Source organism: Streptomyces sp. NPDC030165, from assembly GCF_055573595.1.
In genome coordinates this window covers 28,837-46,954 of the sequence record NZ_JBVIBD010000015.1, presented here as the reverse complement: position 1 = coordinate 46,954, position 18,118 = coordinate 28,837, and the positions used below count along the sequence as shown (strand labels likewise).

Below are 18,118 nucleotides of genomic sequence, written 5' to 3'. Positions count from 1 at the left end.
CCGATACAGATCGCCTGAGCTGATGATCGAGATCCCGTCCGACCTGAACCCGGCCCTCGTGCCCCTCGCTTTCCTGCTGGGCAACTGGGAGGGCGCCGGCGTCGCCGACTTCCCCGGTGCCGAGAAGTGCAACTTCGGCCAGGAGGTCACCTTCACGCACGACGGCCGTGACTTCCTCGAATACACCTCGCACAGCTGGGTGCTCGACGGCGAGGGCAAGAAGGTCGCGCCGCTGGAGACCGAGTCCGGCTACTGGCGCATCGACAAGGACCGCAAGGTCGAGATCGTGATGATCCGCGACGGCGGCGTCGCGGAGGTCTGGTACGGCGAGCTGGCCGACCAGAAGCCGCAGATCGACCTGGCCACCGACGCCGTGGCGCGTACCGCCGCCTCCGGCCCGTACACCGGCGGCAAGCGCCTGTACGGTTATGTCAACAGCGACCTGATGTGGGTCGGCGAGAAGGCCACCCCCGAGGTGCCGCTGCGCCCGTACATGTCGGCGCACCTGAAGAAGGTCGTCGACCCGAGCGAGTGGGCCAAGGACATCAAGGACCTGCCGGACGACGGCATCGCCTTCTTCAAGTAGACCGCCTTCGAACAGGCAGCACACAGTCGCAGAGCGCCCCGCGGGGGAAGTCCGGTGAGAGTCCGGCGCTGACCCGCAACGGTGTGCGGAACGTCCGTTCCGCCAGCCCGATCACCCGCGGGAGCGCCCGTTCCTGACAACTCGCCGTGGACTGCGAGGGGACACCGCCGCCGGCCTCGCGCCACGCGCCGTCACCCCTGACCGTACGGACGCGGCCCGAGCCGAAGGCGTACGTCCCTTGGCCGCCCCAGCCCGTACCGCCGGCCCCGCCGCCTCCGAGAGCCATGCCTGCGCCCGGCCCCGTACCGGCTCGCCGGTGCCCACCGTGCCGCTGGCCGCCGGGCTGGCCCTCGTGCTGCTCGCCTCACTGGTGTGCGGCGTAGGCCTCGGCGCCTCCGGCGTCGGCTGGGGCGACGTGCTGCGCTACCTCGGCTCCGGGCTGAGCGGCGGCACGATCGCCTCCGACGAGGTCTCCGCGTACACCATCGTGTGGGAGCTGCGCTTCCCGCGCGCGCTCCTGGCCGCCGTCGTCGGCGCCGGGCTGTCCGCCATCGGTGTGGCCGTCCAGGCACTGGTACGCAACGCCCTCGCCGATCCGTTCGTGCTCGGCATCTCCTCCGGCGCCGCGGTCGGCGCCAACGCCGTCCTGCTCTTCGGGGCGCTGGCCGCGCTGGGCGTCTGGGCGCTGTCCGCCGCGGCGTTCTGCTCGGCGCTGCTGGCCATGGCGCTGGTGTACGCGGCGGCCCGCAGCGCGCACGGCCTGACCCCGCTGCGCCTGGTCCTGACCGGCTCCGCGATGTACTACGGCTTCTCCGCCCTCTCCACCCTGATGGTCTTCGCCGCCGACCGGGGCGAGGCGGCGCGCTCCGCCATGATGTGGCTGCTCGGCAGCCTCAGCGGCGCGGGCTGGGGCTCACTGCCCGTCGCCGCGGCGGCGGTGGCCGGGGCGCTGGTGTACCTGATGCTCTCCGCGGGCCGCCTCAACGCGCTCGCGATGGGGGACGAGTCGGCCGCCGCGCTCGGCGTGGACCCCGGGCGGCTGCGCCGGGAGCTGTTCGCGGTCACGGCGGCCGTCACCGGCGCGGTGGTCGCGGTCAGCGGCGCGATCGGCTTCGTCGGGCTGATGGTGCCGCACGTGACCCGGATGCTGGTGGGTGCCGGGCACCGCCGGGTGCTGGTGGTGGCCCCGCTGCTGGGCGCGGTGCTGATGGTGTGGGTGGACATCCTGTCCCGGGTGCTGCTGGCGCCCGTCGAGCTGCCGGTCGGAGTGATCACCGCGGTGCTCGGCGTGCCGGCCTTCGTCCTGCTGATGCGGCGCCGCGGCTACACGTTCGGAGGCGGGGCCTGATGCGGGGACACGGCGGTAGGTACGTACGCAGGCGGGGCCTGACGCGGAACCACGGCGGCACGTACGGAGGCGGCATCTGATGCGGATCGACATCGACGCGGTGTCCGTGGACGTGGCCGGTGCCCGGCTCGTGCACGACATCACCCTGCACGCGGGCAGCGGCCGGGTCGTCGGGCTGGTCGGGCCCAACGGCAGCGGCAAGTCCACCCTGCTGCGCTGTGCCTACCGCGCGCTGCGCCCGGCCGCCGGGACGGTCCGGCTGGACGGCGCGGACCTGCACGCCATGGGCGTACGCGAAGGGGCCCGCCACCTGGCCGCGCTGCCCCAGGAGTCGGCGACCGAGTTCGGCTTCACGGCCGCGGAGGTCGTCGCGATGGGGCGGCTGCCGCACCAGCGCGGTTCGGGGCGGCCGAGCGCGGCGGACCTGCGGGTGTGCGAGGCGGCGCTGGTACGGACCGGCGCGGACCACCTGGCCGGGCGCGCGTTCCTGAGCCTGTCCGGCGGCGAGAAGCAGCGTGTGCTGATCGCCCGCGCGCTGGCCCAGGAACCGCGGGTGCTGGTGCTGGACGAGCCGACGAACCACCTCGACATCGCGCAGCAGCTGGAACTGCTGGCGCTGGTGCGGGACAGCGGACTGACGGTGCTGACCGCGCTGCACGACCTGAACCTGGCCGCCCTGCACTGTGACGAGCTGTACGTCATCTCCGGAGGGCGCATCGTCGCCTCCGGCGCGCCGCACGACGTGCTGGGCCCGGAGCTGCTGGCCGAGGTGTTCGGGGTGCGCGCGCACCGCGTGGCGCACCCCGAGACCGGTGCCGTACAGCTCCTGTTCGACCGCCTGCCCGGCCGTACCGCCCCCTCGACCACCCCGTAAGGACCCTCCATGCGCACCCGCCACCGCTCCGCCGCCCTGCTCACCGCCCTCACGCTCGCCGCGCTCACCGGCTGCGGTGCGCACGTCGCCGAGGACGGGAAGGACGGTGCCGCCAAAGCGTCCGGGGCGGGCGGGTCCGGGCACTACCCGGTCACGGTCGAGAACTGCGGGACGAGGACCACGTACGACAAGGCGCCGCGGCGCGTGGTCACCAACGACGTCGGGATCGCCGACATCATGTTCGCGCTCGGCCTGGAGGACCACATGGCCGGGTACGTCATGCCGGAGTACCGGGGCAAGGTCGACGCCGTCGCCTGGAAGGACGCGTACGGCAAGGTGCCCTGGCTCTCCAAGAAGGCGATCACCAAGGAGATCGCCCTGGACGCCAGGGCCGACCTGGTCTTCGCGGGCTGGAACTACGGCTTCGGCGAGGACAGCGACGTCACCCCCGCCTCCCTGAAGAAGCTCGGCATCGGCAGCTACGTCCTGACCGAGTCGTGCCGCAACGGGACCGACGGCGGCCAGGGCAGCGCCCGCGGGGTGATGCCGCCGCTGGACGCGCTCTACACCGATCTGAAGACCCTCGGGAAGATCTTCGACGTCGAGGAGCGGGCGGACGCGCTGATCGCGAAGTACCGCAAGCAGGTCGCCGACGCCCAGGCCAAGGCCCCCAAGGGCGGCGAACGGCCCACCGTCTTCCTCTACGACGGCGGCCAGGACAAGCCGATGACCTCCGGCCGTTTCGCCGGGCCGCACGACATCATCACCAAGGCCGGCGGCGACCACGTCATGAAGGACCTGAAGGACTCCTGGACCACGGTCGGGTGGGAGTCGGTGGTCGAACGCGACCCTGACGTGATCGTCATCAACGATTACGGCACGCCGACCGCCGAACAGAAGAAGTCGTTCCTGAAGTCGTACGCGCCACTGAAGAACGTCTCGGCGGTCAAGAACGATCGCATCTACGTCATGGACTACGCCGACCTGGTGGAGAGCCCGCGCAATCCGGCGGCCGTCACCGCGCTCTCCGGCTACCTGCGGAAAATAGGCGGCCGCTGAACACCCTCCTACACTGGCGGTGTGGTGAGCAGCGACTGGCAGAGCGACCTCCGCAAGCGCGGGTACCGGCTGACCCCGCAGCGACAGCTCGTGCTGGAGGCGGTGGACAAGCTCGAACACGCGACCCCCGACGACATCCTCACCGAGGTGCGCCGTACGGCGGGCGGTGTGAACATCTCCACCGTCTACCGGACGCTGGAGCTGCTGGAGGAGCTGAACCTGGTCAGCCATGCCCACCTCGGGCACGGCGCGCCCACGTACCACCTCGCCGACCGGCACCACCACATCCACCTGGTGTGCCGGGACTGCACGGAAGTGATCGAAGCCGATCAGACGGTGGCCGCACCGTTTACGACGACGCTTCGGGAAACGTTCGGTTTCGACACCGACCTGAAGCACTTCGCGATCTTCGGGCGCTGCGCGGCATGCACCGAGAAGTGCGCCGCGCAGGCTGCGGACGGCGGGCCGGGCACCGAGGGCGGGTCGGGGGCCACACCGTAGCCGGTCGTACGCTTGGGGCATGCCGCGTCAACGTGAAGCCAGTCCGCTGCTGTCGCTGCCCGGTGCCGTCCCGGCCGAGGCCCCCGACGAAGGCGTCGCCGCGCACTACGGCGACCTGTTCCGCGAACAACGCACCCTCGCGGACGGCCGCGGCTTCGTCGACCTCTCGCACCGCGGCGTGGTCACCGTCAGCGGCCCCGAGCGGCTGAGCTGGCTGCACCTGCTGCTGACCCAGCACGTCAGCGACCTCGCGCCCGGCCACGCCACCGAGGCGCTGATCCTCTCCGCCAACGGCCACATCGAGCACGCCCTCTACCTCGTCGACGACGGCGGGACGACCTGGCTGCACACCGAGCCGGGCGACGAGGAGGCGCTGATCGCCTACCTGGAGAGCATGAAGTTCTTCTACCGCGTCGAGGTCGCCGACCGTACGGCCGAGTACGCGGTCGTCCACCTGCCGGCCGGCTCCATCACCGAGACCCCGAAGGACGCGGTCGTCCGGGAGACCGCGCACGGCCGGGACCTGTTCCTGCCGCGGGAAGAGCTGGAGTCCTTCGCCGCGGACAGCGGCCCCGCCGTCGGCACCCTCGCCCTGGAGGCCCTGCGCGTCGAGGCGCACCGGCCGCGCCTGGGCATGGAGACCGACCACCGCACCATCCCGCACGAGCTGGGATGGATCGGCACCGCCGTACACCTCCAGAAGGGCTGCTACCGCGGCCAGGAGACCGTGGCCCGCGTCCACAACCTGGGGAAGCCGCCGCGCCGCCTGGTCTTCCTCCACCTGGACGGCAGCGAGGTGCACCTCCCCCCGCACGGCGCCCCCGTGCGTCTGGCCGCCGACGGCCCCGAAGGCCGCCAGATCGGCTTCATCACCACCTCGGCCCGCCACCACGAGCTGGGCCCCATCGCGCTGGCCCTGGTCAAGCGCAACGTCCCCGCCGACGCGCCGCTCCTCGCGGAGAGCACCGCGGCGGCCCAGGAGGTCGTGGTCGAGCCGTAGGGCGGCCGGGACCGGCCCGTGGCGGGAGCCGCGGGCCGGTGGCTCACGGGGCAGCGCCCGCACCTCAGACCTCCAGGAGCACCGTGAACGGGCCGTCGTTCGTCAGCGAGACCTTCATGTCCGCGCCGAAGCGGCCCGTGGCGACCTCCGCGCCCAGGGCGCGGAGCCGGGTGACGACCTCGTCGACGAGGGGTTCGGCCACCGGACCGGGCGCCGCCGCGTTCCAGGTGGGCCGGCGGCCCTTGCGGGCGTCACCGTAGAGAGTGAACTGACTGATCACCAGCAGCCCCGCACCCGTGTCCGAGCAGGACTTCTCGCCGTCCAGGATGCGCACCGACCACAGCTTCCTGGCGAGCTGCGCCGCCTTCGCCGGGGTGTCGTCGTGCGTCACCCCGACCAGCACGCACAGCCCCTCACCGACGATCTCCCCGACCGTCTCGCCGTCCACCTCGACGCGTGCGCCGTCGACCCTCTGCACCACAGCTCGCATACCGCCCATGATGCACGCCGCCGCCGGGCCCCTGACAGCCGTACCCTGCCGGGGCCGTTCGGGTGCCATGGCCATGGCTGGCCCTGCGGACGGCCCTCCCGCAGTGGCACGATGCGTGCACGCGGTGCGTCGCGCGGACAACCTGCCCGTACGACCGCACCGGACGAGGGGACGGAACGACTCATGAGCACTGCCGGTCCCGGGCACACCCCCGGACCCGTACCGATCGCCCGTACGGCGCCCACTGCGGCCCGTACGACCCCGCAGGCCCCGGCGCCCGCCGGGTCCGCCCGCACGGAGGACGGTCCCATGTTCCAGGCAGGCACGGCACCGCACCGGCCGCCGCTGCAACGCGATCGCTTCCGCCCGGCCCCGCGGCCCGACCTGCCCCGGCTGAGCCTGCCCGACCTGCGCGTCGTACGGCGCGAGGCGCAGCAGGAGGAGGCCGACCTGAGCTATGTGCGGCGGCTGCTCCAGGGCCGGATCGACATCCTGCGGGCCGAGAGCACCCGCCGCACGGCCCCGCACTCGCCCCTGCTGGACCGGCTTCCGGAGATCCTCACGGACGGGCCGTCGCGGCACCGCTCCTCGGCCCGCCATGTGACGCTCGGCATGCCGCACAGCGAGGAGTACCGCCAGCTGGCGGAGCAGATGCTCGGCGAGGTGGAGCTGTCGGACCTGACGGCCCGTACGGACCAGGAGCTGCACGACGCGATGGGCCGCCTGGTCCGCTACGAGCAGCAGGTCTCCCGGCGTCGCCAGGCGCTGCAGCGGACCGCCGACGATTGCAGTGCGGAGATCGCCCGCAGGTACCGTGAAGGCGAAGCACAAGTAGACGACCTGCTCTCCTGACCCGGCGGCCACAGGTTCCGGGGGGGGATCGCGGGTCACTCCCCGGAAGGCCCCCGATGAGCACCTCCCCCGTTACCGAAGGGTCCGCCCCGGCCGGTATACCCCCCGTCCTCGCCGAGGTCGTGCGTTCGGGCTTCGTCGAGGGCCGGCACCGCGGTTCCCTGGTGGTCCTGGCGGCGGACGGCAGCGTCGAGACCGCGCTCGGCGACGTGTCCTCCCCGGTCTTCCCGCGCTCCGCCAACAAGCCGATGCAGGCCGCCGCGATCCTGCGGGCGGGGCTGGACCTGTCGGGTGAGCGGCTGGCGCTGGCCGCCGCGAGCCACTCCGGCGAAAGCTTTCACCTCGACCTCGTCCAGAAGATGCTCAGCGAGCACGGCCTGTCCGCCGGACTGGTGCGGACCCCGCCGGACCTGCCGCTGGACCCAGTGGAGGCGGAGACGTACCTGGCGTCCGGGCGGATGCGCGAGTCGCTGACCATGAACTGCTCCGGCAAGCACACCGCCATGCTGGCTGCCTGCGCCGCCAACGGCTGGCCGCTGGAGACCTACCTCCACCCGGACCACCCGCTCCAGCAGCTCGCCCTGGAGGCGGTGCGCTCCGCGAGCGGCGAGCGCGTCGAGCACATCGGTACGGACGGCTGCGGCGCGCCGCTGATGGCGATCTCGCTGACCGGCCTGGCCCGCTCGTTCCGGCACTTCGTGCTGGCCGGGCCCGGTACGCCGGAGCGGCGCGTGGCCGACGCGATGCGCGCCCACCCGGAGTACGTGGCCGGCACCCGCCGCCCCGACACCTGGCTGATGCAGGCGCTGCCCGGCGTGCTGTCCAAGATGGGCGCGGAGGCCGTGCAGGCGGTGGCACTGCCGGACGGACGGGCGCTGGCGTTCAAGGTGGACGACGGGGCGACCCGCACGCTCGGCCCGATACTGGGCCGCGTGCTCCGGCTGATGGGCGTCGAGTCGCCGGTGCTGTCGCGCATCGCGGAGGCGCCGCTGCTGGGCGGCGCCGAGCGCGTCGGGGAGATCCGCGCGGCGTTCTGAGGCTCCGGGGTGTCCGGACGCCCCGGGCACCCCGCCCGCGCCGTACCGCGCGATATTGCCGCGACGCCGGGACAGGGCCGTAGCTACCGTACGCACATGAGCATCGAGGTGCGTACGGTCGGCGACGCGGACGTCCCCGATTGGGTGCGGAGCGTGAACGTGGGCTTCCTGCGGCCCCCGGAGGTCTCCGAGGAGCAGGTCGAGTACCGCCGCCGCCACTACGACCCGGACCGCACCCGGGGCGCGTTCGACAACGGCCGCTGCGTCGCCACGTTCCACAGCTTCCCGCAGGAGCTGACCGTCGTCGGCGGCGCGCGGGTGCCCGCCGACGCCGTCACGGCCGTGACGGTCTCCCCCACCCACCGGCGGCGCGGCCTGCTCAGCCGGATGATGGCGGCCGACCTGCGGGACGCCAAGGAGCGCGGTGACGCCCTCGCCACGCTGATCGCCGCGGAGTACCCGATCTACGGGCGGTACGGCTTCGGGCCGGCCGCCTGGACCACCGAGTGGCACATCGACGTGGCCCGCGCCGCGCTGGACCCGCGCCACGCGGGCCCGGACGACGGCGGCCGGGTCGACTTCGTCGACGCCGCCGACGTGCGGGAGGCCGGCCCGGCGCTGCACGAACGGTTCCGCGCCGGCCAGCCCGGCGCGATCGACCTGCCCGCCGTCTGGTGGCAGATCCATACCGGTGCCGTCCCGCTCCCGCACCACCCCGCCAAGGACCGCTTCCACGCCGTCTACCGCTCCCCGTCCGGCGAGGTCGAGGGCCTGGCCACGTACCGGGCGGACGACGTGTGGGAGCACAAGCTGCCGCGCCACACCCTCACCGTCGACCGCCTGACCACGACCACCCCGGCCGCCGAGCGCGCCCTGTGGCGCTTCCTGTGCTCGATCGACTGGGTCATGCACATCAGGACGGGCCTGCGCGGCCCCGACGACCTGCTGCCGTACCACCTCGGCGACCCGCGCGCGGCACGGATCGTGCAGCAGTCCGACTACCTGTGGATACGCCCGCTGGACATCCCACGGCTGCTGGAGGCCCGCACCTACCCGATATCCGGCTCCCTCGTCCTGGACATCCGGGACGAAGCGGGACTGGCCGGCGGACGCTACCTCCTGGAGGCCGGCCCGGAGGGCGCCACCTGTACGCGTACGGACCGCGGCGCGGAACTCGCCCTGGACGTGAGCGCCTTCGCCGCCCTCTACCTGGGCGACGAGTCCGCCGTACGGCTGGCCGCGCTGGGCCGGGCCGGCGAGGAGCGGCCGGGCGCCCTGACGACCGCCGACCTCCTGCTGCGCACAGCACGACGCCCGTGGTGCCCGGACGTCTTCTGAGGCGCCCCGGGCGGAACTCCGGCGCGCGCCAGGGGCCGCCCGGCAGGTGTGCTGAATACAGTGGCGGGGACAAGTAAAGGCCCAGGCGGGAGTTGCAGGAAAGACACCGCCGTACCACCGAAGCAGGAGGCCGGCGACCATGAGTGACGCGAACACGGAGCCACAGGGACCCGACACGACCGAGCACGCGCACGACCCCGAGGTGCTGCAACTCGCGGGCAAGGTATTCGATCTGGCGCGGCACGGCGACACCAGCACCCTCGCCGCCTACGTGGACGCCGGCGTACCCGCCAACCTCACCAACGACAAGGGCGACACCCTGGTCATGCTGGCCGCCTACCACGGCCACGCGGACGCGGTGACAGCCCTCCTGGAACGCGGTGCCGATCCCGACCGCCCCAACGACCGCGGCCAGACCCCCCTGGCCGGCGCCGTCTTCAAGGGCGAGGACGCGGTCGTCCGCATCCTGGTGTCCCACGGCGCCGACCCGTCCGCGGGCACGCCGTCGGCGGTGGAGACGGCCCGGATGTTCCAGAAGGCGGAACTGCTGGCGTTGTTCGGGGCGGAGTGACGCCGGGCGGCCGGTGAAGGGGTGCTCCGGGCGGCGGGGCCACCGGGCGCGGCACGGAATGCGCCACCCGATGCGATGTGAGCCCAGGGCCAGGCATTGACATGAACTTTGGTTGAGGTTTTAGCGTCTGGTTCCGAAGCCGACCGCCGGCTTCGGAGCACCGCCTCAGGAGGCCCCGCCATGTCCGAGCGCCCCTTCACCCTCGCCGTCATCGTCGGCAGTACCCGTGAGGGCCGGTTCGCGCCCGTTGTCGCCGACTGGTTCACCGGACACGCCGGCCGGCGCGACGACGTCGTGGTCGACGTGATCGACCTGGATGACATCCGTCCGTACGAACTGCGGTACGGCAGCGAGGAGCTGGCCTCCTACGCCAAGCGCGTCGGCGCCGCGGACGCCTTCGTCGTCATCACCCCCGAGTACAACCACTCCTTCCCCGCCCCGCTCAAGCACGCCGTCGACCTGCTGCGCGAGGAGTGGCAGGCCAAGCCGGTCGGTTTCGTGTCGTACGGCGGGATCTCCGGCGGCCTGCGGGCCGTCGAGCAACTGCGGCTGGTCTTCGCCGAGTTGCACGCGACGACCGTGCGCGAGACGGTCAGTTTCCCGATGGCCGGCCGCCTCTTCGACGACGAGGGGAAGCTGCGGGAACCCCTGGACGCCGACCGGGCCGCCACCGTGCTGCTGGACCAGCTGGCCTGGTGGGCCCAGGCGCTGCGCGAGGCACGGGAGGCCCGTCCGTACGCGGGATGAGGGGCAGGGCCGCGGCTGTTCGCGCGCGGCACGTTCCCGTACGGGGGTCGGGCACGTGCCCCGCGCGGCAGCCGGCGGATTCCCGACCCCCGTACGGGAACCCGCCGGTCACCGCTGCCGGCCGGAGGCCGCACCGCCCCCGCCGAGCCGTTCGGTCACGCCGGCGGCGCCCACCGGACCGAAGCCCGGCGGTACGGCCATGAGCCCGCCGTCCAGGCAGCCGATGCCGTGCCCGCCCGGGCCGGGGCATCGCGGGCCGGGCCCGGGCGGGCGTGCCGCCGGCGCCCCCTTACGTCCGCTCCTCGGCGTACCGCTCCCGGGCGGCCGCCAGCGAGCGGTCGAAGCCGCGCTGGGTGGCGTCGCACCAGTGCATCAGGTCGGCCAGCATGCGCTGGAGTGTCTCGCTCGGGCTCGTCCGCCAGCCCTGCTCGGAGAGGGTGTACGTCTCCAGCGCCGCCCCCGCGCGCGCCGCCTGTCCGTCGTTTCCGGTCATGTCGCGTTCCCTTCCGTCGCCATCCCGGTCCAGCGTACCAATGCAAGCGCATCGGAAAGGGGCGTGGCAACCGGATTCCGCCCCCGCTCACTCCCGGTCCGGTATCCACGCGCCGTGGAACCCGACCGGCACCCGCGCCGGCAGATGCACCCGCGCGGCCGGTTCGCCCGTGAAATCCTGGGCGTCGAGGATGACGAGGTCCGTGGCGTCGCGCTCCGGGTCGAAGACGTACGCCAACAGCCAGCCCTCGTCCTCCGCCGCGTCCGGACCGGCAGGCACGAACACGGCCTCCCCCACGCCGCCCTGCGCCGTGAAGCGGCGCACCTCGCTGGTGCCGCGCTCCAGGTCGTACTTGAGCAGCCCGGCCCCCACCCGCTCCGTCCCCGGGAAGTGCGCCACCCGTGTGTCCGCCGCCCCGGACTCCAGCACCGCGTACCCGTACCGGTGCGGCAGCGTCAGCCGTCGCGGGTCCACCCGCGGCAGCTCCACCGGCCGGTCGTCCAGCCGCTCCCGCCGGACCCGGCCCGCCCGGATGTCCACCGTCCAGCGCTCCAGCGCGGGCGGCGACCCGTCAGGGCCCGTACGCCCCTTCGCGAACAGCCGGTCGTAACGCACCAGATGCACGACGATCCGGCCGCTGCCGCCCTCCGTCTCGTACGCGTTCATCGGGTGGAAGACGAAGCACGGATCGATCTCCAGCCACCGCACGTCCGACGCCTCGCCCTCCCGCGGCAGCACGCCCAGCCGGGCCGGGCGCCCCGGCTCCCACACGTACGGGAAGGACGGCCCGACCCCCACCCCGCCCGGGTTGAATACCACCGGCAGGTCGTACAGCAGCACATGCCGTTCGGTCAGCGAGAAGTCGTGCATCATCGGCCGCCCGTCGACCGGTATGTCCACGCGCCGCCGGATCCGGCCGTCCGTCCCCGCGACCAGGTACTGCACGTACGGCCAGGCCCAGCAGTACGCCACGCAGTGCAGTTCCTCGGTGTCCGGGTCGATGGTGGTGTGCGCGGCGAGGCCGCCCGGCAGGGTGCCGGCGAAGTCGAAGGGGCCGACCGTGTCCAGATCGCCGTCCAGTTCGTACGGCAGCGCCCCGCCCTCGACCAGTGCGAGCAGGCGCCCGGCGAAGCGGGTGACGTGCGTGTTCGGGGCGAAGTCCATGCCCAGGTGGCGCGGCCCGTGCAGGATCTTCTCGCCCAGGCGCAGCGCCATCGCGTCGGAACGCACCCAGCGGTTGCGGTACCACTCGGCCCGGCCGCCGCGCAGCCGCACGCCGTGCAGCATGCCGTCGCCGCTGAACCAGTGGTACGCCGCCGGGTCGTCCACCCCCAGCGGGTTGGGCCCGTTGCGCACGTAGCGCCCGTCCAGCTCCTCCGGAATCCGGCCGGTCACGGCCATCTCGTACGCGGTGGTCTCCTCCCGCACCGGGGCGAACAGCCCCCGCATGTAAGGATTTCCGGCACCCGCCATCGCCGCCCGCCTTTCCGGCCCCGCCCCGCGGCGACCCCCCGGTCACCGCCTCCCGCGGAGGCACCCCGCCTCCACCCTCCAGCCCCGGCACCGCCACGTCGAGACCGGCGACGGCCCGGTGGGCGCGCAGCACACCGCCCCGCGCCCCCTGCCGGTGCCCCGGGCCGCACCACCGCCCGTCCCCCGCGCGCCCCCGGGCCGTGCCGCCGTCTCTGCCCCGGCTCCCGGCTTCGGGTAAGGTGACCAGCCCACACAGTGGACGACCGAGGAGGTGAGACCCATTACCGCTGTCCAGGCTGGGTGCTCTCACCTCACGGCTGTATGGTCCCTGCGAGGCAGGTGACCGCGAGAGCGCCCTTCGGCACCCCGAAAGGCCCCGACCTCGCATGTCACGTCCGCTCTCCTCTCCCGCTGCCCCGTCCCTCACCGGCCTCGTCACCAGACTCCGCGCGGCCGGCTGCGTCTTCGCCGAGGACGAGGCACAGCTCCTCGCCGCCACGGCCCGCACCCCGTCCGACCTCGCCGCCATGGCGGACCGCCGCGTCGCCGGCCTCCCCCTCGAACAGGTCCTGGGCTGGGCCGAGTTCTGCGGCCTGCGGATCGCCGTCGCCCCCGGCGTCTTCGTCCCCCGCCGCCGCACCGAATTCCTCGTCGGCCAGGCCGCCACGCTCGTCCGCGCCCGTGACGCGGCCGGGCCGCGGCCCGTCGTCGTCGACCTGTGCTGCGGTACGGGGGCCGTCGGCGCGGCACTGGCCGCGGCCGTGAGCGGTCCCGGACCCGCGGCCCCCGCCCCGCCTCCCCGCATCGATCTGCACGCCACCGACATCGAACCCGCCGCCGTACGCTGCGCCCGCCGCAACATCCCGCCCGCCACCGGCCGGGTGTACGAAGGCGACCTCTACGCACCGCTGCCGCCCGCCCTGCGCGGCCGCGTCGACCTCCTCGTCGTCAACGCCCCCTACGTACCGACCGGGGCGATCGGCCTCCTGCCCCCGGAAGCCCGCGACCACGAGCCCCGCGTGGCGCTCGACGGCGGGACGGACGGCCTCGACGTACAGCGCCGGGTGGCGGCCGAGGCCCTGCGGTGGCTCGCCCCCGGCGGCCATCTCCTGATCGAGACCAGCGAACGCCAGGCCCCCCGCACCCTCGAAGCCTTCCGCCGCCAGGGCCTCGTCACCCGGCTGGCGACGGACGACGATCTCAGCGCCACCGTGGCCGTGGGCACCAGACCGGACGGAACGCCCTGAGGCCGGCGCGGGCCCTACCGCCCCCGCTCCCTGCGGAGCGTCTCCTCGGCGGTACGGGCCCGTTCGCCCGCCCCGGGCGGCGGCGCCGGCTCGATACCGGCCTCCGTCAGCATGCTCAGGTCCAGTTCCCACGCCACCCGGGACCGCCGCTCCCACACGTCGAACGCGTCCCTGACATGCCGGCGGGCCGCACCGCCCGTCATACCGGTGACCTTCACCAGGTGCGCGAACGCCTGCGCTTCCAGCCCGCGCACCTGCGCGTACCCGAAATGCGTGACCGTGTGGCAGTCGGTGCACAGGCAGATGAGCCGCTTGAGGGTCTGCACCCGGGCGGCCTCGTCGAAGGTCCACCGTTCATGCGCCTCCAGCCACCGCTTGGCGTCCCGGTCCTCCACGGCACCGCATATCTCGCAGCGCCGGCCGGCCCGGCGGGTGATCGTACGCCGCAGCCGCTCCCAGTCCTTGGCGGCCACACAGGACCGTACGTTGGTGAACCAGCAGGTCCGCGGCACCAGGTCGACGTAGAGACCGCTGCCCAGGTCGCGGTCCTCACCGGGCAGCAGGTCAGGCACGTCCGGTGCCGCCGCCCACCGCCGCAGCGCCGCCACCCCCGCCCGGGGCGCGTACCACCGCTTGGCCGCCGGGTCCCACCGCGCTCCCCCCCTTCTTGGCCTCGTCCTTCTCCGCGAACGGCACGTCCAGCCACTCTCGTTCGGCAGCCATTTCCTCCCCCTGCGACACCGGTGACGACGGCGCTCCCGCCCGGCGCGACGAACGCCGCCTGTCGGCAACGCCGTTGGAAAACCCGCTGGACAGGGACCACACCGACCACAAACTGTCCTCCATGACCAACTCAGCCCACAAGGCAGCCCTCCACTCGGCCCTCCAGGATGCCCGCGACGCGCTGCTGTGGAAGCTCGAAGAACTGCCGGAGTACGACATCCGCCGCCCCGTCACACCGACCGGCACCAACCTGCTGGGCCTGGTGAAACACCTGACCGGCGCCGAGACCTGGTACTTCGGTGAAACCTTCGGCCGCCCCTTCGACGGCCCGCCACTGTGGATCACCACGGACGCCGAACCGAACTCGGACTTCTGGGCGGCCCCCGACGAGACCCGTGAACAGGTGATCGGCCGGTACCGCCGCTCGTGGGCGCACGCGGACGCGACGATCACCACCCTGGACCTCGACGCGGCCGGCCGCGTCCCCGGAGGGAACGGGGCCGGGCTGACGCTCCACCGCGTCCTCGTCCACATGATCGGCGAGACCCACCGGCACGTCGGCCACGCCGACATCGTCCGCGAACTCATCGACGGCAGCACGGGCCAGCGCCCGGGGAACTCCAACATGGCTCCCGGCGACGCGGCGTACTGGAAGAACCACCGCGACCGCCTGGAACGCGCCGCCCGGCAGGCCGCCGCCCGCGAGGCGTGACGGGGCGCGGGCCGCTGTGAGGCGCCCCACACCGGCGGCCTGTCACGCTTTTCCGACGCGACGTGTCTCCATGACGTCCGGGAAGCCCGAGTGGCCCGAGGAAAGGAGCCCGCTGCCATGCCGAGGTGTGCGCACCCGCTCGCCGTGGAGGCGGTCCATGGCTGAGGACGCCTTCACCGATCACCGTTCGCTGCTGTTCACCATCGCCTACGAGATGCTGGGCAGCGCCACCGACGCCGAGGACGTGCTCCAGGAGAGCTACCTGCGGTGGAGCGCGGTCGATCCGGCCGCGGTCGAGCACCCGCGCGCCTACCTGGTGCGCCTGGTGACGCGGCAGGCCCTCAATCACCTGCGTGCGCTCAAGGCGCGGCGCGAGGAGTACGTGGGGATGTGGCTGCCCGAGCCGATCCGTACGGGGCCGGGGGTGAGCGAGGACGTGGTGCTGGCCGAGTCGGTGTCGATGGCCATGATGCTCGTCCTGGAGACGCTGAACCCGACCGAGCGCGCGGTGTTCGTGCTGCACGAGGTGTTCGGGTACACCCACGGCGAGATCGCCGCCTCGATCGGCAAGAGCGAGGTCGCCGTACGGCAGACCGCCCACCGCGCTCGCCGCCACGTCCACGCGCGGCGGCGGCGCTTCGAGCCCGTCTCGGACGCCACCGGGGAGATCGTCCAGCGGTTCCTGTCCGCGGCGGCGACCGGTGAGATCCAGTCGCTGATGGACCTACTGGCGCCGGATGTCGTGGTGCTCTCCGACGGCGGCGGGAAGGCGGCGGCCGTCCGCCGCCCGGTGACCGGCCGCACCGAGGTCGCCCGGTTCGTCCTCGGCGTGTACCGCGCCGGCGCCGCCACCACCCGCGCCGAGCCCGCCACGTACAACGGCATGCCCGCGGCGCGGTTCGTGACGGACGGCGGTCTCGACTGGCTGGTCGCCTTCGAGATCGGCGACGGACGGATCACCGGCCTCTACGGCATCCGCAACCCGGACAAGCTGCACCACGCCGACGCGGTGCGCACACTCGACAGAGGAGGCTCCCAGCCGTGGAAACCATGACCGTGGAACGCGTCATCGACGCCCCGATCGCGACGGTGTTCGCCTGGCTCACCACGACCACCCACTACACCCGCTCCCCCCTGGTGCTGCGCTGCCGCCTGACCCGGCACGGGGAGTCGGCGCCCTACGGCGTCGGCGCGGTGCGCAGCCACCTCTGGCTGATCGGCTGGTTCCGGGAGCGCATCACACACTACGACCCGCCGTACGCCACCGAGTACGTCGTCGAGCGCAGCCTGCCGCCGTCCCGGCACGAACTCGGCCGCATGACGTTCACCGAGACGCCCGACGGCACCCACGTCCGCTGGACCACCCGCGCCGAGATCCCCGTCCCTCTGCTCGGCGGCCTCCTCACCCGCTTCGTCGCGCGGCCGGTCATCACCCGCACCTTCGGCAACATCCTCGCGGCCGCGGACGCCGCACTGACCGGACCCGCCCGCCGGGGACCGGGCGCACCGGACGCGCGGGGGCCCGGTCGCCCCGCCGAAGGCCGAGCGGACGGAGGCAGGACGGACCGAAGCCAGGCGGACTGACGCGTCACTGCCGCGCGTGGAGACCGGCGGTCATCATCTGGATCAGCAGGTCGTAACTGTCGTCCAGGTTCTCCGGGAGTCCGAAGGCTCCCTGGGCCTCCAGTACGGCGAAGCCGTGGACGGCCGCGCGCAGGCAGCGGGCGGCATGGACGGCCGCGGAGTCCTCCAGGCCGTAGGCGCGGAGGGTGGCGGAGATGATGCCGATCAGCCGCGCCCCGGCCTCGGCGGTCCGCGGCTCCGGGCTCTGGATGAATGCCGGGTAGCGGTTGGGGTGGCGCTGCACATAGCACCGCCAGGCCGTCATGAACGCACGGATCGCCTCGTCGGCGGAGCGGCCGAGCACCGCTTCCCCGGCCTGGCCGGCGAGGTCGTCGGCGATGCGGGCCGATACCAGGGCGCGCAGTTCGGCGAGGCTGCGCACGTGCTTGTACAGCGACGGGGCGGCCACGCCCGCGCGGGCGGACACCGCCGCCAGGGTGAGCGCTTCGGGGCCGTTCTCGTCGATGATCCGGAGCGCGACGTCGACGACCGCGTTCGTGGAGAGGGCTGCCCTAGCCACGTCCGTCTCCGGTGAGAAAGTCCAGGACGAGCGCGGCGCCGGCAGCGGGGAACTGCACATGCGGGTAATGGCCCGCCCCGTCGACCATCTCCAGGCGGCCCAGCCCGGCAGGCAGGTCCGCCACGATGCCCTCGCCCTCCTTCCCGGGGTCGGGCCAATCGGGATCGAGCGTGCCCATGACGATCAGGGCCGGACACCGTACGTCGGCCAGCCGGGCACCGGCGTCGGCGGGCGCGGCCGTACCGAAGCGGCCGACGACGGCCATCCGGCCGGGCCTGCGCAGATCCGCCTCCAGCGCGACGAGATGCGCGCCGTACCCGTCGGGCCTGCTGCCCGGGTAGGCGTGGTCGAGGTAGCGCATCCACAGCGGCACACTGCGCAGCAGGCAGGCGCCCGCCAGCAGGCTCATGCCCTTGCGGTAGCGGGCGTGGGAGAAGAGTGCGCGCGCGTCGGGCTGCTGGGCACGGGTGAACGGGCCGATCTCGACGATGGCGTCGACCAGGCCGGGCTCCTCGGCCGCGGCGATGGTGGCGGCACCGCCGCCGAAGGAGTGGCCGACGATGACGGCGGGGCCGCCGCCCAGGTGCCTGATCAGCGCGATGATGTCGCCCGCCGTGTCGGTACGGGTGTAGGACGCCCAGCCGACGCTGGATTCACCGTGCCCCCGCAGGTCCATCGCGGCGACCCGGTACCCGGCGGCCGCGAGCCCGGCGCCCATCTCCCGGAAAGCACCTCGGTTGTCGCCCATACCGTGCACGAGCACGATCAGCGGCCCGCTGCCGGTCACCTCGTACGCCAGCAGCCCGCCTTCGACCTCCAGGATCGCGGTCCGGCCCATACTGTCGTTACTAGCCATAGCTCAAAGGCTAATGCCATTAGCCATAGGACGCCAGAATCCCGCCCGGAGCCGGACGCCGGTTTCGG

General features: G+C 73.2%; 22 protein-coding genes and 1 riboswitch. Of the genes, 15 read left to right on the top strand and 7 right to left on the bottom strand.

Annotated features, from left to right (window positions below):
* The first annotated feature begins 22 nt into the window (after nt 1-22).
* From ACZ4Z1_RS26355 to ygfZ, 6 genes are all read left to right on the top strand, one after another.
* A complete protein-coding gene (locus tag ACZ4Z1_RS26355; RefSeq protein WP_468489091.1) occupies nt 23-586 on the top strand; it encodes a heme-binding beta-barrel domain-containing protein in 564 nt (187 codons plus the stop codon).
* 6 nt (nt 587-592) lie between these two features.
* Nucleotides 593-722, top strand: a riboswitch (cobalamin riboswitch).
* Between the two features lie 180 nt (nt 723-902).
* Entirely contained in the window at nt 903-1,934 is a 1,032-nt protein-coding gene (locus ACZ4Z1_RS26350; protein ID WP_468489256.1) for a FecCD family ABC transporter permease, read from the top strand.
* Between the two features lie 79 nt (nt 1,935-2,013).
* Nucleotides 2,014-2,808: an ABC transporter ATP-binding protein gene (locus ACZ4Z1_RS26345; RefSeq protein WP_468489090.1), complete on the top strand. Its 795-nt coding sequence runs from the start codon at nt 2,014-2,016 to the stop codon at nt 2,806-2,808.
* Between the two features lie 9 nt (nt 2,809-2,817).
* Nucleotides 2,818-3,867 carry an ABC transporter substrate-binding protein gene (locus ACZ4Z1_RS26340; protein ID WP_468489089.1) on the top strand — a complete coding sequence of 350 codons (1,050 nt, stop codon included), beginning with the start codon at nt 2,818-2,820 and terminating at the stop codon, nt 3,865-3,867.
* Nucleotides 3,868-3,888: 21 nt separating this feature from the next.
* Nucleotides 3,889-4,368, top strand: coding sequence for a Fur family transcriptional regulator (locus ACZ4Z1_RS26335; protein ID WP_468489088.1), 480 nt, complete (start codon nt 3,889-3,891; stop codon nt 4,366-4,368).
* Nucleotides 4,369-4,387: 19 nt separating this feature from the next.
* Entirely contained in the window at nt 4,388-5,368 is a 981-nt protein-coding gene (gene ygfZ / locus ACZ4Z1_RS26330; protein WP_468489087.1) for a CAF17-like 4Fe-4S cluster assembly/insertion protein YgfZ, read from the top strand.
* 64 nt (nt 5,369-5,432) lie between these two features.
* On the opposite strand, the gene dtd is transcribed toward ygfZ, so the two are convergent.
* Nucleotides 5,433-5,858 (bottom strand): D-aminoacyl-tRNA deacylase, encoded by a 426-nt coding sequence (dtd, locus tag ACZ4Z1_RS26325; protein ID WP_150248710.1) that lies wholly within the window; start codon nt 5,856-5,858, stop codon nt 5,433-5,435.
* 309 nt (nt 5,859-6,167) lie between these two features.
* On the opposite strand from dtd, the gene ACZ4Z1_RS26320 reads away from it, so the two are divergent.
* The 5 genes from ACZ4Z1_RS26320 (at nt 6,168) to ACZ4Z1_RS26300 (ending at nt 10,403) form a co-directional block, all read left to right on the top strand.
* Nucleotides 6,168-6,710, top strand: coding sequence for an RsiG family protein (locus ACZ4Z1_RS26320; protein WP_468489255.1), 543 nt, complete (start codon nt 6,168-6,170; stop codon nt 6,708-6,710).
* A 56-nt stretch (nt 6,711-6,766) separates the two neighbouring features.
* Nucleotides 6,767-7,747: an asparaginase gene (locus ACZ4Z1_RS26315; protein ID WP_468489086.1), complete on the top strand. Its 981-nt coding sequence runs from the start codon at nt 6,767-6,769 to the stop codon at nt 7,745-7,747.
* A gap of 96 nt (nt 7,748-7,843) precedes the next feature.
* Nucleotides 7,844-9,085, top strand: coding sequence for a GNAT family N-acetyltransferase (locus tag ACZ4Z1_RS26310; RefSeq protein WP_468489085.1), 1,242 nt, complete (start codon nt 7,844-7,846; stop codon nt 9,083-9,085).
* 139 nt (nt 9,086-9,224) lie between these two features.
* On the top strand, nt 9,225-9,656 hold the full coding sequence (locus ACZ4Z1_RS26305; protein ID WP_468489084.1) for an ankyrin repeat domain-containing protein: 432 nt from the start codon (nt 9,225-9,227) through the stop codon (nt 9,654-9,656).
* Nucleotides 9,657-9,836: 180 nt separating this feature from the next.
* The gene (locus ACZ4Z1_RS26300) at nt 9,837-10,403 is read left to right on the top strand and encodes an NADPH-dependent FMN reductase (RefSeq protein ID WP_468489083.1); all 567 of its coding nucleotides are present in this window, start codon (nt 9,837-9,839) and stop codon (nt 10,401-10,403) included.
* A gap of 289 nt (nt 10,404-10,692) precedes the next feature.
* On the opposite strand, the gene ACZ4Z1_RS26295 is transcribed toward ACZ4Z1_RS26300, so the two are convergent.
* Together ACZ4Z1_RS26295 and ACZ4Z1_RS26290 are read right to left on the bottom strand one after the other, a co-directional pair.
* Complete coding sequence (locus ACZ4Z1_RS26295) at nt 10,693-10,896, bottom strand: hypothetical protein (protein WP_468489082.1); 204 nt, start codon at nt 10,894-10,896, stop codon at nt 10,693-10,695.
* An 87-nt stretch (nt 10,897-10,983) separates the two neighbouring features.
* Nucleotides 10,984-12,369, bottom strand: coding sequence for a carotenoid oxygenase family protein (locus ACZ4Z1_RS26290; RefSeq protein WP_468489081.1), 1,386 nt, complete (start codon nt 12,367-12,369; stop codon nt 10,984-10,986).
* A 386-nt stretch (nt 12,370-12,755) separates the two neighbouring features.
* On the opposite strand from ACZ4Z1_RS26290, the gene ACZ4Z1_RS26285 reads away from it, so the two are divergent.
* Nucleotides 12,756-13,616 (top strand): putative protein N(5)-glutamine methyltransferase, encoded by an 861-nt coding sequence (locus tag ACZ4Z1_RS26285; RefSeq protein ID WP_468489080.1) that lies wholly within the window; start codon nt 12,756-12,758, stop codon nt 13,614-13,616.
* Between the two features lie 14 nt (nt 13,617-13,630).
* On the opposite strand, the gene ACZ4Z1_RS26280 is transcribed toward ACZ4Z1_RS26285, so the two are convergent.
* Nucleotides 13,631-14,188, bottom strand: a complete 558-nt coding sequence (locus ACZ4Z1_RS26280; protein ID WP_468489079.1) for a DUF5710 domain-containing protein — start codon at nt 14,186-14,188, stop codon at nt 13,631-13,633.
* Nucleotides 14,181-14,339, bottom strand: coding sequence for a hypothetical protein (locus ACZ4Z1_RS26275; protein ID WP_468489078.1), 159 nt, complete (start codon nt 14,337-14,339; stop codon nt 14,181-14,183). Before ACZ4Z1_RS26275 ends, ACZ4Z1_RS26280 begins: the two co-directional genes overlap by 8 nt.
* Nucleotides 14,340-14,460: 121 nt before the next feature.
* On the opposite strand from ACZ4Z1_RS26275, the gene ACZ4Z1_RS26270 reads away from it, so the two are divergent.
* The 3 genes from ACZ4Z1_RS26270 (at nt 14,461) to ACZ4Z1_RS26260 (ending at nt 16,635) form a co-directional block, all read left to right on the top strand.
* Nucleotides 14,461-15,051: a DinB family protein gene (locus tag ACZ4Z1_RS26270; protein WP_468489077.1), complete on the top strand. Its 591-nt coding sequence runs from the start codon at nt 14,461-14,463 to the stop codon at nt 15,049-15,051.
* 157 nt (nt 15,052-15,208) lie between these two features.
* Nucleotides 15,209-16,105 (top strand): RNA polymerase sigma-70 factor, encoded by an 897-nt coding sequence (locus tag ACZ4Z1_RS26265; protein WP_468489076.1) that lies wholly within the window; start codon nt 15,209-15,211, stop codon nt 16,103-16,105.
* Nucleotides 16,093-16,635, top strand: coding sequence for an SRPBCC family protein (locus ACZ4Z1_RS26260; protein ID WP_468489075.1), 543 nt, complete (start codon nt 16,093-16,095; stop codon nt 16,633-16,635). Before ACZ4Z1_RS26265 ends, ACZ4Z1_RS26260 begins: the two co-directional genes overlap by 13 nt.
* A gap of 4 nt (nt 16,636-16,639) precedes the next feature.
* Here the strand turns inward: ACZ4Z1_RS26260 and ACZ4Z1_RS26255 are convergent, their stop codons facing one another.
* Together ACZ4Z1_RS26255 and ACZ4Z1_RS26250 are read right to left on the bottom strand one after the other, a co-directional pair.
* Complete coding sequence (locus tag ACZ4Z1_RS26255; protein WP_468489074.1) at nt 16,640-17,194, bottom strand: TetR/AcrR family transcriptional regulator; 555 nt, start codon at nt 17,192-17,194, stop codon at nt 16,640-16,642.
* Complete coding sequence (locus ACZ4Z1_RS26250; RefSeq protein ID WP_468489073.1) at nt 17,187-18,050, bottom strand: alpha/beta fold hydrolase; 864 nt, start codon at nt 18,048-18,050, stop codon at nt 17,187-17,189. The genes ACZ4Z1_RS26255 and ACZ4Z1_RS26250 overlap by 8 nt, the downstream gene beginning before the upstream one ends.
* Nucleotides 18,051-18,118: the final 68 nt, after the last annotated feature.

Excerpts from the sequence above, each read along its gene's own strand:
- ACZ4Z1_RS26355 (WP_468489091.1), top strand. The coding sequence starts at position 23 with ATGATCGAGATCCCGTCCGACCTGAACCCGGCCCTCGTGCCCCTCGCT.
- ACZ4Z1_RS26345 (WP_468489090.1), top strand. The coding sequence starts at position 2,014 with ATGCGGATCGACATCGACGCGGTGTCCGTGGACGTGGCCGGTGCCCGG.
- ACZ4Z1_RS26340 (WP_468489089.1), top strand. The coding sequence starts at position 2,818 with ATGCGCACCCGCCACCGCTCCGCCGCCCTGCTCACCGCCCTCACGCTC.
- ygfZ (WP_468489087.1), top strand. The coding sequence starts at position 4,388 with ATGCCGCGTCAACGTGAAGCCAGTCCGCTGCTGTCGCTGCCCGGTGCC.
- dtd (WP_150248710.1), bottom strand. The coding sequence starts at position 5,858 with ATGCGAGCTGTGGTGCAGAGGGTCGACGGCGCACGCGTCGAGGTGGAC.
- ACZ4Z1_RS26320 (WP_468489255.1), top strand. The coding sequence starts at position 6,168 with ATGTTCCAGGCAGGCACGGCACCGCACCGGCCGCCGCTGCAACGCGAT.
- ACZ4Z1_RS26315 (WP_468489086.1), top strand. The coding sequence starts at position 6,767 with ATGAGCACCTCCCCCGTTACCGAAGGGTCCGCCCCGGCCGGTATACCC.
- ACZ4Z1_RS26310 (WP_468489085.1), top strand. The coding sequence starts at position 7,844 with ATGAGCATCGAGGTGCGTACGGTCGGCGACGCGGACGTCCCCGATTGG.
- ACZ4Z1_RS26305 (WP_468489084.1), top strand. The coding sequence starts at position 9,225 with ATGAGTGACGCGAACACGGAGCCACAGGGACCCGACACGACCGAGCAC.
- ACZ4Z1_RS26300 (WP_468489083.1), top strand. The coding sequence starts at position 9,837 with ATGTCCGAGCGCCCCTTCACCCTCGCCGTCATCGTCGGCAGTACCCGT.
- ACZ4Z1_RS26295 (WP_468489082.1), bottom strand. The coding sequence starts at position 10,896 with ATGACCGGAAACGACGGACAGGCGGCGCGCGCGGGGGCGGCGCTGGAG.
- ACZ4Z1_RS26290 (WP_468489081.1), bottom strand. The coding sequence starts at position 12,369 with ATGGCGGGTGCCGGAAATCCTTACATGCGGGGGCTGTTCGCCCCGGTG.
- ACZ4Z1_RS26285 (WP_468489080.1), top strand. The coding sequence starts at position 12,756 with ATGTCACGTCCGCTCTCCTCTCCCGCTGCCCCGTCCCTCACCGGCCTC.
- ACZ4Z1_RS26275 (WP_468489078.1), bottom strand. The coding sequence starts at position 14,339 with ATGGCTGCCGAACGAGAGTGGCTGGACGTGCCGTTCGCGGAGAAGGAC.
- ACZ4Z1_RS26270 (WP_468489077.1), top strand. The coding sequence starts at position 14,461 with ATGACCAACTCAGCCCACAAGGCAGCCCTCCACTCGGCCCTCCAGGAT.
- ACZ4Z1_RS26265 (WP_468489076.1), top strand. The coding sequence starts at position 15,209 with ATGGCTGAGGACGCCTTCACCGATCACCGTTCGCTGCTGTTCACCATC.
- ACZ4Z1_RS26250 (WP_468489073.1), bottom strand. The coding sequence starts at position 18,050 with ATGGCTAGTAACGACAGTATGGGCCGGACCGCGATCCTGGAGGTCGAA.